General features: G+C 42.9%; 7 protein-coding genes and 1 pseudogene. 4 read left to right on the top strand and 4 right to left on the bottom strand.

Annotation, left to right across the window (positions count from 1 at the left end):
• The first annotated feature begins 279 nt into the window (after positions 1-279).
• On the top strand, positions 280-2,187 hold the full coding sequence (locus L4D76_RS27445) for a methyl-accepting chemotaxis protein (RefSeq protein ID WP_428444014.1): 1,908 nt from the start codon (positions 280-282) through the stop codon (positions 2,185-2,187).
• A 203-nt stretch (positions 2,188-2,390) separates the two neighbouring features.
• Here L4D76_RS27445 and L4D76_RS27440 read toward each other — a convergent pair whose 3' ends face one another.
• Positions 2,391-4,922 (bottom strand): hypothetical protein, encoded by a 2,532-nt coding sequence (locus tag L4D76_RS27440; protein ID WP_428444013.1) that lies wholly within the window; start codon positions 4,920-4,922, stop codon positions 2,391-2,393.
• A gap of 1,099 nt (positions 4,923-6,021) precedes the next feature.
• On the opposite strand from L4D76_RS27440, the gene L4D76_RS27435 reads away from it, so the two are divergent.
• The gene (locus tag L4D76_RS27435; RefSeq protein ID WP_428444012.1) at positions 6,022-6,411 is read left to right on the top strand and encodes a hypothetical protein; all 390 of its coding nucleotides are present in this window, start codon (positions 6,022-6,024) and stop codon (positions 6,409-6,411) included.
• 559 nt (positions 6,412-6,970) lie between these two features.
• Here L4D76_RS27435 and L4D76_RS27430 read toward each other — a convergent pair.
• A complete protein-coding gene (locus L4D76_RS27430; RefSeq protein WP_428444011.1) occupies positions 6,971-8,800 on the bottom strand; it encodes a methyl-accepting chemotaxis protein in 1,830 nt (609 codons plus the stop codon).
• Positions 8,801-9,575: 775 nt separating this feature from the next.
• On the opposite strand from L4D76_RS27430, the gene cyaB reads away from it, so the two are divergent.
• Positions 9,576-10,133 (top strand): class IV adenylate cyclase, encoded by a 558-nt coding sequence (cyaB, locus tag L4D76_RS27425; RefSeq protein WP_428444010.1) that lies wholly within the window; start codon positions 9,576-9,578, stop codon positions 10,131-10,133.
• Between the two features lie 433 nt (positions 10,134-10,566).
• Here the strand turns inward: cyaB and L4D76_RS27420 are convergent, their stop codons facing one another.
• Positions 10,567-13,716, bottom strand: coding sequence for an efflux RND transporter permease subunit (locus L4D76_RS27420; protein WP_428444009.1), 3,150 nt, complete (start codon positions 13,714-13,716; stop codon positions 10,567-10,569).
• A 3-nt stretch (positions 13,717-13,719) separates the two neighbouring features.
• A complete protein-coding gene (locus tag L4D76_RS27415) occupies positions 13,720-14,811 on the bottom strand; it encodes an efflux RND transporter periplasmic adaptor subunit (protein ID WP_428444008.1) in 1,092 nt (363 codons plus the stop codon).
• A 706-nt stretch (positions 14,812-15,517) separates the two neighbouring features.
• Here L4D76_RS27415 and L4D76_RS27410 point away from each other — a divergent pair.
• Positions 15,518-15,651, top strand: a pseudogene (locus L4D76_RS27410) (IS5/IS1182 family transposase); the annotation flags it as partial.

Raw genomic sequence — 15,651 nt, 5'->3', positions numbered from 1 at the left:
TTTCTACTCGGCATGTAAAGGCAAACAAACCACCTGAAATGAATCCATCCCCACCCACTCATAAGCACCCAATATTCTTGCAGTACAACAATTTCAAAACCACGAAAAATACCGTTAATAATCAATCTGTTAATAAGGCGCGCACTCAGCGTTATATGACAGCAGACAAATTATTGAATTCCAACCAGGGATACAATTACATGCGCAGTGAGACTGCGATCATATGCAACACCTGCGAGCATTCATCGCAGGCATAAACGTTATGTACAAGGAAAATCAATGAAGTCCCTCGGTTTTAAAAACACAATAATAGCCTCGATAATCATATTAGTTACTACGTGTTTGCTCGTAGCTAACTGGTTGTCTTATGTTCATCTCAGAGATAGCACAATTCAGAGCGTCAATGCCCAATCAATTTCTACTGTCAGGTACGAAGCCAATAAAATTGAAACATGGTTTCAGGGTAAAATTAACGCAGTAGATTCATTAGCGAATCATTATAAAACTGGAGAATCAAGTGAACGCTATCTTGAAACAGCAAGATTCACTAAAAGTATCAGCGGACTAACGGCGGTACTTTACGGTTTTGATGATGGCCGTGCGTATTCGACCATAACAGGTGGTGCTTGGGTCGATGGTGTTGCGAATCCTGACCAGTATGATCCTCGCTCTCGCCCATGGTATCAACAAGCAAAATCGGCAAGTGGCTTAGACCTGACTGATGTCTACCAAGATTCAACAACAGGGAACAACGTCGTTTCCGTGATGAAGAAAGTTGCCGATGGTGTGATACTGGGAGACATAGAGCTCAATGTTCTGGCGAAAAATATCAAAAATATCGATTTCCCAGGCGCCGTCGCGACCATTGTCGACGGCACAGGAAAAGCGTTAGCTTCCAACTCATCCAAACTAAATGTAGGGACTCGACTTACCGATATTGGAATGGCCGATGTGCAGCGTGTCATGCAATCCCAAGACGAGAGCACTTTACCTTATACGCTTAACGGCGTAGATAAATTATCTTTCACCAAAGAGATAAAACTAATTAATGGCCAGAAATGGTATCTTGTTATTGGTATTGATAAGTCAATCGCCTATGCGGCTGTCGATGAAGCGCTGACCAGTGCGATTATATCCTCACTGGTTATGCTATCTGTCGCGGCTTTTCTTATCATTGCAGTATTAAATGTTCTCTATCGTCCAATTCTTTCGCTCAAAGAAGTTGTACTCGATTTATCACAAGGAAATGGCGATCTTACTCGCAGATTACCGGTAACAAGTGATGATGATCTCGGGCAGATTTCACAATGTATCAATGCCTTTATCGCAAACTTGCAATCTCTGATGTTGGAAGTCTCACAGTCATCAGATCATATTTCTCGCAGCGTCGACCATCTTAAAAGTCAGACAGACGCAAATAGCAAAGTATTGACGGCTCACTCATCAGAAACGGAACAAATCGTTGCCGCTATTGAAGAGATGAGTGCCACTGCAAGTGATGTGGCGAGTAACGCATCTGAAGCGTCCCAGTTTACTCATCGTGCAACCTCGCAAGTTACTGAGTCGAAAAATGTCGTTGACGAAGCAACAACCACTGTTTCTCAACTGGTCAAGGAAGTCGAAAATACTTCTGTCAATATTACAGAAATCGGCCAAGACACCTTGGAGATCACTAACGTGCTGACAGTCATCGGCGGAATCGCCGATCAAACAAATTTGCTTGCTTTGAATGCCGCCATAGAAGCCGCTCGTGCAGGTGAACAAGGTAGAGGTTTTGCCGTAGTCGMTGATGAAGTCAGGACACTTGCGTCCAGAACACAGGCCAGTACTGCAGAGATTGAACAAACGCTGGAAAAACTGCGCAAAGGATCAAATGCCGCAATTGGCGCGATGGAGCTCACAAAGTCAACATGCGAAAAAACAGCAGAGAATTCTAATTTGGTGGCTAATGACCTCGATACAATCGTCCAGTCAGTCATTCACATCAATGACCTAAGCACGCATATTGCTACCGCAGCCGAAGAACAGAGCTCAGTCACTGGTGAGATCACCCGTAATATGGCTACTATTCGAGAAATTGTGAGTGAGTTATCTGCGAATGGCGAAGAAACATCCAATGAAACCATCAATCTTGCTGCGGCAAACAGTCAGTTAAAATCTGTTGTCAGTAAATTCAGATTGCAGTAAGACGGAAATTCGACAAAGCAAAGAAACAAATCAAACCTGATAGAGATATCTCATTTTCACCAATAGCGTTGAAGTATCAATTGTAAGGCCTCTTGATCACAACTCGTGATCAAGAGGCAGGCAGATGCAACCATTTATTAGGGTGGTTTGTGATCTCTATGAAACTTAACTAACAAGCCTCAGTTTAAAAGACTTCAGGTTAACTACGATTGCGATTCTTTTTTAACCAAAATCACACTCCAGATTTCGCCTTTGCTGCCATCCATCACAGCGCCAGAATACCACTCTGACTCTTCATGATAGAATTTTACTGATAGCTCGTTAGTTCCGGTTTCAAGCAGTGTTAGTACTGCCCTGAACTCAATACCAGGATTTTCTTGAGCAACTGGATCCACCGAGTACATGCTCAATTCTATCTGACCTTCACTATTAACAAACCACGATATATCGCTATTTTCCACCGTTCCGTTATCAGCTACGGAAGTAAACAGCGCCTTGCTAGCAGTCTCAAAGAAAATGGACTCGGTTGGCTCGTCGGAAAAGATAAAGGTTTTGCCCACCATCTCATCAGCTGTAAACGGAATACGCGTAGTGCAGTTATTAACTAATACTTCGTCATACTCCGCTTTAGTAGCAAACGTTTGTGGCTGATCGTTAGTGTCATCCCAGACCGAGTCACCTACCGTACAAGGTTGCAGTGTTGTTTCCAGTGGCGGGGTTGAAGGATTGCTGTTGTCCGGAGTCTCACTGCCATCAGGCGATTCGTTACCATCAGAAGTGTCTTTGTTAAACTTGGCGACAAGCTCGTCATACAAGGTCTCACTGAAAGCAGCTACAATGCTGTCAGCAGCCGATTTATTAAAGGCTAATTCATCATGTTCCACAGTACCTGCCGGAATATATTCCCCGCGGCGAACCGCACCTTGATACTCAGTTAATAAGATAAAGCGCTCGTAATAATCGTAGTCACCCAGGCCAAGAATTTTGGTCGGCAACTCAAGGACAAACATCTGCACGCCATTAACGGTTTTGTTTTGCCAGGTTCCTGTAGTCAACGACAGCGTCTCTGTCGTGTAGTTATTATTGGTGTTGTTGTACTCCACCTCATAATAGTTCACTGTGCCATCAATCAGCATCTCGGCAACAATAGACCCATTATTGAACCAAGCCACTTGAGGGCCGTTTACTTGACTCAGATCAGATGCAGCTGTTTCCGATAGTAACTGATCTAAATATTGCGCAGGCCCATTTGCTGAGTTTAGCCATACGCTGTTACACATGCCGCCGACCTCGTAAGATGGATCGTCGCAATCGCCATCCCAGATTTCATAGGTGTCATTAAGTGTGGTGAACTTCAACTTGAAAGCTTTTGCGCTGTCTGGGAATACTGCATCTTGAGTGACGAATTCAGACCAGTAACCGGCATCAGCGGAGCCGTCTAATGTCAGTGCAATATTTTTTCCTGAAATATCAAAAGCGGTAGCTTCCAACAATTCGGCATACTCAGGCGCGTTAGGGTTAGTAATGGAAATAGTACCATCAGCGTTAATACTGATTTCCTCTTGCTCACGAATTTTCTCCCAACCAGCTGAAGTCAACAGGTAGTCATCATCACTACCGGAATCAGTGTCTTCAATGAAACCATTACTGCTTGCATCATATCGGTACTCGGTTTCTTGCGAGCTGGCTGGCGTATTATCAGTGGCAGGAATGTGCTTGAAGGTACCATGTGCCGCCTCAAGCGTGCTGCCATGGCGGCCACTGTAAAACCAGTTAACCCCTTCTGTCTGAACCAGCTCCAGCATGTTTGCACTGCTGGCTGCTTTCTCTGCCTCTCGGATTTCAATTTCGTCAAGAACTGTCTTAGAATCAAACTTCAGATCATCGGAGAGATTTTTATCTGGATTGTTTTGCTTATCCGCTTCTAAGAAATCTTCAGCATCAAAAACGCTTGGTTCCGTGGTGTCAGCATCAACCTTCTCATTAATCGACTCGAGAATGGCAAGTACCCTGTCCACGACCACATCCATTATTAGATCAAATTCGGCACTTTCCATTGCCGCATCTGAATCGGCAGCCTCAAGAAACTGTTTCAATGCGGTCGCCGTGACCTGAGCAACTTTGTGCAGCTGTTTGAATTCTTCTTTATTTTGCTTTGAAACCGTACTGTCATTTTTCTGAGCGGCGACATAGTCGGTAGACAACTCAAGATCAGTACCAAGTTTTACTTTGACACTGGCTTCAGCATCCTCAACAGAATACGCTTCATCCTTCTTATTATCTTCGATTTCTCGTTGCACCATCGTCGTTAACGGGCTGACAAAAGTGTAACCGGCAGGGGCTGTAAGCGAGTATTTACCACCGACAGGCTGCCCATCGTCTTCATCGATAGTGGCTTCAAGGACTTCTACCAACAGCGGATGGGAATCAATATCAGCTTGATTGGCACCGGAAAGCGTAAAGGTTCCCCCCGCCTTACTGGTTGTTGACGGCTCATCGCTATCACACTTTTTGTTTTCATTTAGATCCAGACACACTTTGGCACCAACCAAGTAGCCATCGGCCACCGTTCCTGACAAACTGGCTTTTGGTGCCGATGGTGTCAAGGGAGCCGATACAGCGTCGTCAGAACTGGATGAGCCACTATTGCACGCGGTTAAAATGAGCGTAATACTGGCTGCTAGCAGCGAATGTTTAAAAGTACCCGTCGTCAAACTCTTGTTCAAACTAATCATGTTTCCTACCTAAAATTGGATAGTAAAAGTTGCTTTGAAATTCCCATTTGATTCTATTCAATGCTAAGACCCCATATTGAACTTACACCCGGCTTCCTTATTAGGTTTTATATAGCCGAAAATAGCAGCAAGTTTGTACAACATGCCTTTGAAGAAATATGAGAAACACTGGGTTTGATTAATAGCGCTAACATATTTACGAAAAGGTATCGGGGTCTTTGCTATCATTTATGGTCACAGCACAACTTATACTAAACACGAATGCATACCAAATATTTATCAAAGGCATGGGATTAATATCAATTACTACAACTCTCAAGGCGAAATAGATAACCTTTTGATTAATCAGTGTTTTATATTTAAACACCTTTAGATTAAATGCTCTACTCCTTATAAATCAGACTCTTATAAAATTATATATTTATGGCTACCCCCTTTGCCAGCGCCTAATAAACATACAAACATTCATCAGGCAAAAATAATATATAATATGTTTTAGCCCGAATCGTCAAATAAATAGCGCGACGTCAATTAAATAACACAACACGTATAACACCCCCACATATAAATAACTCTCAAACACGACAGCAATAAGCAACGTCTAATTCTCAGCTTATTGTCATCACTCAAAATTTAAGATATACAAGAACGGCTGATATAGCGGAGACATTCTTATCAAAATAGTGGCACATGATCTAACGAATAAAGTGAACATCATTGTCTTAAATGAACGAATCACGCAAACGTGGCCGCTATTTATGGTCAAGCAGATTGGAACTGATGTATGCACCACCGACCAAAAACGATCAACCGCACAAAAAAGCGCATCTCTTCGAATAAAGTCATATTTATCAAGCATGAATCATATTTTGTATAATACTTATTAATATCAGCACACTTTCATTATTAATAGTGTAAATTTGGTGATGATATTCTAGAGTAAAAGCACAATAATGCTGGATGCGAATCGAACATTATACGCAAAAGGAGAAGCCTTATAGAAACGATCGATTACCTAAAAGACAGGTACAGAGCAGAACAAGCGCGATTTGAACATTTAGAAAGTAAATGCTCTAAGTTATTAGGCTTTTTAACCATTATGATCGCCGCGCTTGGATCTGTTGCTGTCATAAAAAGTGATAGTATCTTTGAACCTTCAATACCTATTGAATGGATAAAGCTGGTTGCTTTTTTGATTGCCCTATTTGCTGCTGTCTGTGCCTGGGGACACTCTTTACTGGCATTAAAAATAGGCGATTGTCCCGTACTGCAAAAAAATGGCGATGCTGCAAAACACCTGGATATGACCGATATAGTAAGCCGAGAGCAACATATTATTAAGGCTTACGTTGATACAACAGAAAAGATATCAGAAGTAGTAAAAGAGAAATCGAAGTACATTGAACTGGCTTACGAAGAATTAACGATGTGTGCTTGGTTCCTTGGAGTCGTTGCGGCAATCGCTATTGGCATGGAAATTCTGAATTAACGAAAGAACAACGATCTGATTTTCTCTCAATTAGACCATACACTCAATTGTGCAGCCCGTTGGTATGGGTAGATCTCTATTCCATTAGCATTTAATGTCACAATTTCAACAACCAAACAGCCCCCCGCAATCGATTACATCACACTTTTAGAAGCTATGCACATTAAGTATTTAATTTTGAATAAATATCCGGCAAGCTTTTGAAAGCTAAAACAAGTAATGCCGTTAACAGAACAACATGGATACTAAATATACGTTTATGAAAACATTAGTGGCCGCGACACCAGTAATATTAGAAGCTTTTTTACAAAACAACCTTGAACGTGATTATTGTATTTACTGCCAATTTAGCAAGGAGAGCTACCCTTGTTCAACAAGGCGGTTTGATAATCATCGTATCGAGTTCGTACAAGAATTAAATAATGACTACGTATAACGTATCGCCAGAGGCAAAGAAGCGGCACGTAATACAGTTACAGTGCCGCTGATCTTTATTGCCTTATTATCTCATCAATTCGACATCAGACAGATTCGAGTTGATGTATGCTAGACCGTGATTCTAAACACTAAAGCTGGCAATAGCTTCATCCAGATTCCTTGCCTGACCTGCTACAGCACTGGCTGCCTGGGAATTCTCATGCACGGCATTAGAATTATCGACGGTAATATCGCGAATGGAAGTTACGTTCCGGCTAATCTCCGCTGATGCGATACTTTGCTGCTCAACAGCTGTAGCAATCTGAGTACTATCGTCCAGTATCAACTGCATGCCATGCATAATTTGCTCAATTTTCAGTGCTGTGTTGTCGACCTGTTCTACGCTTTCTTCTCCCTGCTCACGGCAATGAGCAATTTGTTCCACAACTAACCCAGTCTGCTTTTGAACCGAAGCTATAATAGATGAAATTTCTTCGGTAGATTGTTGGGTCCGGCCTGCCAGCGTTCGAACTTCATCAGCCACGACGGCAAATCCTCGGCCTTGTTCACCCGCTCGTGCGGCTTCGATGGCCGCATTTAATGCCAAGAGGTTGGTTTGTTCAGCGATTCCACGGATCACATCCAATACCGTACCAATGTTATCCGATAGGCCCGACAAGCTAGTCACTTCTTCGCCGGCTCTGGCTAACTCATCAGATAGAGCACTAATCGACTCTTTCGTCGTGTTTATTTCAGATAAACCCGTTTCTGCCCCTTGGTTACTTCTTTCTGCATTAGCCGCTGCACCTTCAGTCTTAGATGCAATTTCTTTAATGGTTTCACCCATCTCCGTAATAGCCGTTGATACCGAATCTGTCTCTAGCTGCTGTTGAGCCAAAGCCTCCTCTGTCGCTTGGCTGCTGTGCTGTAACTGCTCGGAGGCTGCACCCAGCTCTGTAATCGTCGACTGAACATTGCCAATCAGCTGACGCATACTCGCTAATAAGCCATTAAAGTTAGACGCCATATCAGCCAGTTCGTCTTTGCCACTGTCGTCAGCAACCAGGGTTAAATCATGGCTGCGTGAAATCTCTGACATCAAGTTGTTTAGGTTGTTGATGCTACGTTGAATACCGTTATTGATGAGCAGTGACAGCACTACCAACATGACAACCACACTTAAAACCGAGAAGGTAATAATCGTTATTACACGATCTTTAGCCTCTACAAGCTCCCCTTCCAGCTGAGTTTCCATCTTGGAAAATATCTGTTCAACATGATGGGATGCTTTACGAACCTGTCCTAGCAAGCCTTCATTATAAGTAAGCCCAATCAGTTCCTTCTGTTCATTCATCAATTCAAACGTCTGATTAAACTGTGTAAGTTCAGACTTGAATTCTAGATCTTGAATGCGGCTAAGCTTCTCATACAGCGCCAGATAATCATCAAAATATTCCATGTCATTCGAAAAAGCAAAAAGCTCGGCCTTCAGAACCAATGTATAAAGCGCACTCTCGTATGCACCGCCATGATGAGCGTGTTCCATCAGACTATCTGACTGTTCAAACATAGTTTTATACAGCCCCTCAGAATGTTTCAACCCAAGGGTTTGATAATCTCGTATCAGTTCAAGATAACTCGCTTTATAGTTCTGCATCTCAAGCATTAATTCATTCAATTCAGGCACTTTGACCGACAACTCATCCAGCTCCGCACTTAGGACTTGTGTTTGACGCTCAAACTCTGAATAGTTATTCAGGTATTTTGTTTTATATTTCAGATCTAAACGCGATAAAAAGTCTTTCTCATTACGGCGTAATGTAAGCAATGAAATCTCTAATGACTTAACGTCTGTAAACGTTTGATCTAGCTTCATAATGCGTTCATTAGTAAGGTTCGTTACCCATAACACCAACAGCAATGCAAGCACTGACAAGCCTGTAAGGCAAAGCAGCTTATTCTTTATTTTCATCTTGTACGCACTCTTAACGACTCAATAAGGACAACAGCAAAAGTTAGTAACCTTGTTCTTTGCAAAATATAAAGTATATACTCAAAAAAGCATTAATCTTGCAGGAATAATAACTAGCACTCTTAATAGGATGCATTATCAACTCAAAAGATGAAAATAAATAGGACAAAATAGAATTTTGTGAATATCTGTATAGTGGTTAGACCATAAAATGTGAAATCACCTAAGATTGGCTAAATTACACTCAAAAAATAAATAATACATTCCTGTCCAGGTATTAATTACACCCATAGTGTCACTATGAATAATTTTAATGGCTTAGTTATTACTGTTTAAAACGGATAAAATACGGACAAATAATAACCTGAAGTTAACCACCATATAAACTAGACGACATTAGTCAGCTTCCTCTTTCTCCAATTAAAGTTAAGCTCCTTCACTATTTCGCCCGGCTTTGTGTGTAATGATTGCACATAGCGTTCAAATATCGACCGATACGCAAATTAAACAAATTCGTGTTACACCTACCCGGTATAAATATGTATGAATATTGCCAGCCATCGATATTAGCTAGCTCTTCCATCACACGCCGACACTCCAAAAGGCTGGTTGAACCACCAGCCATGAGCCTTGGCAACGAGGACAACGACAACTGTTTATGCGTTGAGTATCGGCTATTCATCCCAAGCGCTCATGTTTTTCTCAATACGGCAGACATGATGAAGAATTAGACGTATCATTCTTACTTATATCAAACTGTTCAAAAGGTAAGGCCATGAGTGAGCATTTCGAGGGCAAATTCGAAGTGGAACTTAAATATCGTTTAAATTCCAGGGACCGTTTCCTATCAAATTTGCATCAGATGAGTCCAGAAGTCATGCTGGAAAATAATCTAGAGCATGATTGCTATTTTGATTCACCTAAGCATCTCTTGAGCAGCGAGAGTAAGAGTGTTTGTATAAGAGAAATGCAACCATCTGGCATTATGCTCTGGATTGTGAAAGGACCCGAAAAAGATCGTTGTGAAGCGGTTAATATAACGGACTCTGTTAAAGCTAAAAGTATGCTGAACACCATGGGATTCAAGCAAGTTTTAGATATGAAAAAGAAACGAAGTATCTATTTCATTGGCAAATATCATGTGACGGTTGATCACCTCGAAAATATTGGTGACTTTGCTGAACTTGCAATCATGACTGATGATGAATCAATGTTAAAAGAATATAAGCAGCAGTTACTAACTCTTGCACAAAAATTAGGACTAACAGAGGAACAGCTGGAGTTTAAATCATATCGAGAACTCTATATACCCAAACTACTTCAAGATGCATGATTCAGAGCTTCCTCTGGGAATTCAATTCCAACGAAATGTATGTAGGAATGGCATCCCCTTTCAAGCACATTTTGCGCAGAAGTGAGTTTCCAGAGGAGCTCCCAAGGGGCGAGTTTCAGTGGCTTTTAAACTACGTTAGCCATACTCCAAATAGAACCACTATTCGCTCATATGGCTGCCTTGCCTAAAAACCACTGAATTCTCGCTGAACATTGCATCTTGAAGTGGTTTGGGTATACGCAGCAACAAGAAGTATAAACTATCAAGGTAATGCGCTAATTTGCAATCATCACTCAGTTGATAATTCAGCACCTTTAGGAAAAGCGGCACTATCGACGAATAGTGCCTCTCTTTGGAATAGAACAAACAAACGCTATATCATGCGAAAGTGTACTACTCTGTGGCGTCAAGACTCTCGACTTGTTCTTAATCGTTAACCGTTACTGGCCTTATTCAACTGGGGCTCCTTTGACTCAGGAATGAGTTCAATAGGCGATTTAAACTGCCTGTCCTTACGGTTAATGCGCAGCGCTAACATACAGGGGGTAAGTATTAGCGTGAGTAACGTTGCAAATGCGAGCCCCCCGGCAACAGCTGATGCTAACTGAACCCAGAATTTGGAGATGGGAGCACCGAATTCGATGTTTCGATTAAAGAAATCGAGGTTCATCTCCAGCACCATCGGCATCAAACCTAAAATCGTAGTCACAGTCGTCATTAGTACCGGGCGTAGACGCTGTGCTCCCGTTCTTAGGATCGCTTCCATCGGTGCAATCCCTTCCTTGCACAGTACATTGAAAGTATCGATAAGAACGATGTTGTTGTTAACTACAATACCAGCCAAAGAGATCACTCCCAAACCTCCCATAACGACACCAAAGGCTTGTTGGGTAAGTAGTAAACCCAGGAAAACCCCTACAGTTGAAAAGAGCACCGCACTGAGGATCAAAAACGCCTGATAAAATGAATTGAACTGGGTGATCAAAATCAGCGCCATTACAGCCAGTGCCACCGCAAAAGCCTTGACCAAAAATGCCTCAGACTCTTTTTGATCTTCGTTTTCACCTCTCAGTTTCAAATTAACCCTGTGATCTATCCCTAATGTCGGTATTTTGACCATCAGATCAGGCAACACCTGATTTAGGTTATAACCGGGTACCAGATCCGCTTCTAAAGCGATCACCTGCCGACCATCCACCTTATTGATAACCCCCTGCTTGTTAGCTGCCTTGAGTTCGGTAAAGTTACTGATAGGCACCTGACCAGTCGACGTTTTCAACCTAAGCTGATGCAAGCTATCTACATGACGATATTCCTCAGGAAAACGAACCCTAATATCAATCTCATCATCAATGTCATCGGGACGATAACTGCCTATTTTTAACCCTGTGGTCACAAACTGTACATTGGCACCCACCAGCGTAGCATCTGCACCAAAACGCGCTGCTTTTTCCCTATCGACCTTGATCTGCCACTCAATACCAGGTTTATCACCATTATCCGTTATATTGGTAAAGGCAGAGTGCTGCTCTAGTTCAGCTCTCACCTTCTCCAACGTCGGTTGTAATAGTTCTGGAAAGCGTGAGCTGATCTCCAACTGCAGCGCTTTACCCGATGGTGGGCCATTCTCATCTTTACGGACTTCAATCTCGATACCGGCCAGATGTTCAGTACGTTCAAACACTTCAGCTGTGATTTTGTCGATATTGCGCCGCTCTTGCCAGTCAGTCAGATTACCTCGGATATATCCAACTTCATCCTCCCCGCCCGTCTTGCCGTATAAGGTTTCTACCTCTTCCATATCCAACAACTGGGCTTCGACTTCCTTCATCACGGCATCTTTTTCGAAAATGGAGAGATCACCTTGTGATCTGACCGTTATATTGAAGGCACCAGTATCTGTATCCGGAAAAAACTCTACCCCCTTACCAAACATGCCATAAGCCATAAAGACAACGACGGAGAACAACAAAGCCGCACTAAGACTCAGCCAAGGCCTATAAACTGCCACTTTAAGGGTTCTCACATAAAAACCGGTAAACCCTTTAAGCTTAGCCATATCTCCCTGCTCTGCTTCGATAAACTGAGCCTTCCCTGCCGAAGAAATCAACCTTGGCTTACCGAAAAGCGTGCCTAGTGTGGGAACGAAAATCAATGCCATGAACAAAGAGGCGGTGAGGGTAAAGATCAGGGTAAGCGGTAAATACTTCATAAACTCGCCCATCAGCCCGGGCCAGAATAACAAAGGAGCAAACGCTGCTAATGTGGTTGCCGTGGATGCAATGATAGGCCATGCCATGCGGTTGGAGGCTTTTTTGTAAGCCACTTTTCTGTGTACTCCCTCGCTCATCTCTCGATCGGCAAATTCAGTCACAACAATGGCACCGTCGACTAACATACCGACAGCCATAATCAACGCAAACAGCACCATCATATTCATGGTCATCCCAAACGCTGACAACACCAAAATACCGGTTAAAAAAGAGCCGGGAATAGAAATGCCCACCAAAGCGGCACTGCGTACACCCAGAATAACTATGATCACAATCACCACCAGCAATACTGCCGAAGCAACATTGTTCTGTAGATCAGCCAGCATATCTTTAACATGCTCCGAAGTATCACCAGTGAAGTCCACCTGCACATTAGCAGGCCAAAGTTCTGACTCTTTAGTGACTATCTCGCGTACTTTGTTAACCGTTTCAATCGCATTTTGTCCCGCACGCTTCTTTACCTCTAAGGTAATAGCCTGTTTACCGTTTAACCGGGCAAACGAATTGGGATCCTTAAAAACACGTCGTATCTGGGCGATATCACCAAAAGTGATCACTCGGTCATCATCAACCTTGATCGGCAATGAGAGTACATCGGCAATATTCTCGAAAACGGAAGGCACCTTAATAGGAAAACGCCCTCGACCATTATCCATGGTTCCGGCGGCAACCAAGCGGTTATTACGTGACAATAAATTGTAGATATGTTCCTGATCAAGGCTGTAGCTTTCCATTAAAAGAGGATCGACCAAAATCTCAACCATTTCATCACGATCGCCGCCAATCTCAACTTCCAGCACCTCTTTTAAGGTTTCCAGCTTATCTTGTAAATCCCTCGCTAACATGATCAACGCCCGCTCGGGCGCAGAGCCAGACAGTACCACTGTCACGACCGGAGACCAGCCTGCCATGGTGATCTCATGAACGGTGGGATCGTCGGTATCTGCCGGGAGATTACTCTTAGCTAGGTCGACTTTTTCGCGGACATCGGTTAACGCCTGTTTCTGGTCGACATCGAGCTGAAATTCAAGAAAAACTGAAGCATGGCCCTCGACGGCAGAGCCCTTCATCTCTTTTAGCCCTTCCAGCCCCTGTAGCTCTTGCTCCATGGGACGCAGCAGCATCCTTTCCGCATCTTCAGGTGAAATACCACTATGTTCGATAGAAACATAAACGTACGGTATCGGGATATCGGGATCAGATTCTTTCGGGATCTGGTTGTAACTAACCGCACCAGCAGTTAGTAAAAGCAGCAATAATACAACAATCGTACGGCCCCGGCTTAGGGCGGCGTCAATGGCACTTAGCATGATTTAATTCTCCACCTTAGTGGTTTCGACGCGATCGCCTGCCTTTACAAAACCTTGCCCGAGAATAATGATCTCTACGTTCTCTTCAAATCCACCTAACCAAGCCCCGTCTTTCTCAGTTTTAACCAAGTCAACCGGGTGAAAACTGACCACGCCATTTTTCACCGTTTTAATACCGATATTGCCAGCCTCATCCAATGCCATTAATGAAGGAGATACCTTAATGGCTCGGGTTTTATCCAACGGCAAACTGAGTTCGGCACTGACACCAGCCCAGAGCTTAAAGTCTGGGTTGGGAATGCTGACTTCAATCTTAAAGGTATTGGTTTCAGCATTTGATACCCGTGAAATATAGCGCAATTCGCCCTCAACCTGCTGGTTGTTAAGCAGGCGAACCTCAGCCTTTTGACCTAACTTAATGGTGTAGATGTCTTTTTCGGTAACATCGGCCCGTACGATCAAAGGATCGATATCAGTAATTTGGGCAACCACAGTACCGACAGAAACAAAATCACCTTCTTCGATATAACGCTCATTGAGTATTCCCGATTGAGGTGCTCGTATCTCTGTTTTATATAGCATGAGTTTAAGTTTAGCTAAATCGGCACGCGCTTCTGTTAGTGATGCCTCAGCTTCAGCCAACCGGGCTTTACCTTGAAACCCCTTTGCGCTCAGTTTCTTGGCGCCATCAAATTCTATTTCTCTTTGTTTAAGTCGGGCTTGAGCATAATCAAGTTGCTGAGGAAGATCGTTTTTATCAATACGAGCGATCAGATCCCCTTTTTTTAAAATACTACCGCGCTGTGCTAACACCTCAGTGATCTGTCCGAGCACTTCAGCCGCCACCGTAGCTTTACGATCGGGCTCAGTTCGGCCATACAGGGTCACGCTGCGGGTAACCAATTCTGCCGTAACCTCTTTCGTTCGTACGCGAGGAAGGTCATCATTGAACTCTTCGCCGGAAGCAGTATGGACCTTTTCGGGCTGAGATAATTGTCCGGATGCCATCCAAACTGAAATCAGTAACGTTAGCGTGATAGCAATTAAATATGGCTTAGCTGCCAATATGGCAGATAATTGACGCAAAACAGACATGCACAACTCCTTTTGCAGATATTGACGAATCGCGATCACCTTTATGGCGTCTTTAATAAATTCGGAACCCATCAAACCTTGGTAAAAAATCAAGATAAAAGCTGAAGGTTAAGCAGTGCCCGCCAGTTACTTATCTGTACATTAAAACTGATAGCTCATACTGACCGAGTTTAAGTCATCTTTCTCAGTGTAGAGCTGACAATTCAAAATTTGAAAAAATTACTATTTTCATTAATTTGTATATCTAGTCATTTTTAATGACACTGGCTGAATAATCACCATTAAAATCCTTTTCTGACCAAAAATCAGACACACATCTCATCTTCGAAAAATATAATGTAGCCAATAACCTACAAGAGCAGTGCGCATTCAAGTTACTCTTCAAAAGGCTCATGCACTATCGTTATCGCTTTTTGAGCCGAAATGGATCGCCATTCCTACACATTTCATTCAAATTGCGTTTCCTGAGGACACTCTGAATTTCACATATTGAGGTGATATGGGGATATATGAATTTAAACGTACAAGACAAGGGTATGAGTAGAGGTATTAGAAAGGTGTCTATGCAAAGCACATATTCGTTTGCAAAATAAAGGAGAGGAGTACCCAGATTTAGCTATACACACTGGCGTTGTTGACTAAATCAGGGAACTCTTTTGCTATTCAGTGATCAGATCATCTATCACCGGTGATTTAGGTATCAGCAATGGGTAAGTCGAAGAACAAAATTACAAACTGGAAGAAGTACAACAAAGCGTTGGAACAACGTGGTTCAATTACATTCTGGGTTGATGACTCTGCTATCGACTCTTGGAGATGCACCGAACATCACGGCAGGCG

Origin of the sequence: Photobacterium sagamiensis (genome assembly GCF_050337085.1) — a bacterium.
GTDB lineage: Bacteria > Pseudomonadota > Gammaproteobacteria > Enterobacterales > Vibrionaceae > Photobacterium > Photobacterium sagamiensis.
This window is presented reverse-complemented; position numbering and strand designations above follow the sequence as displayed.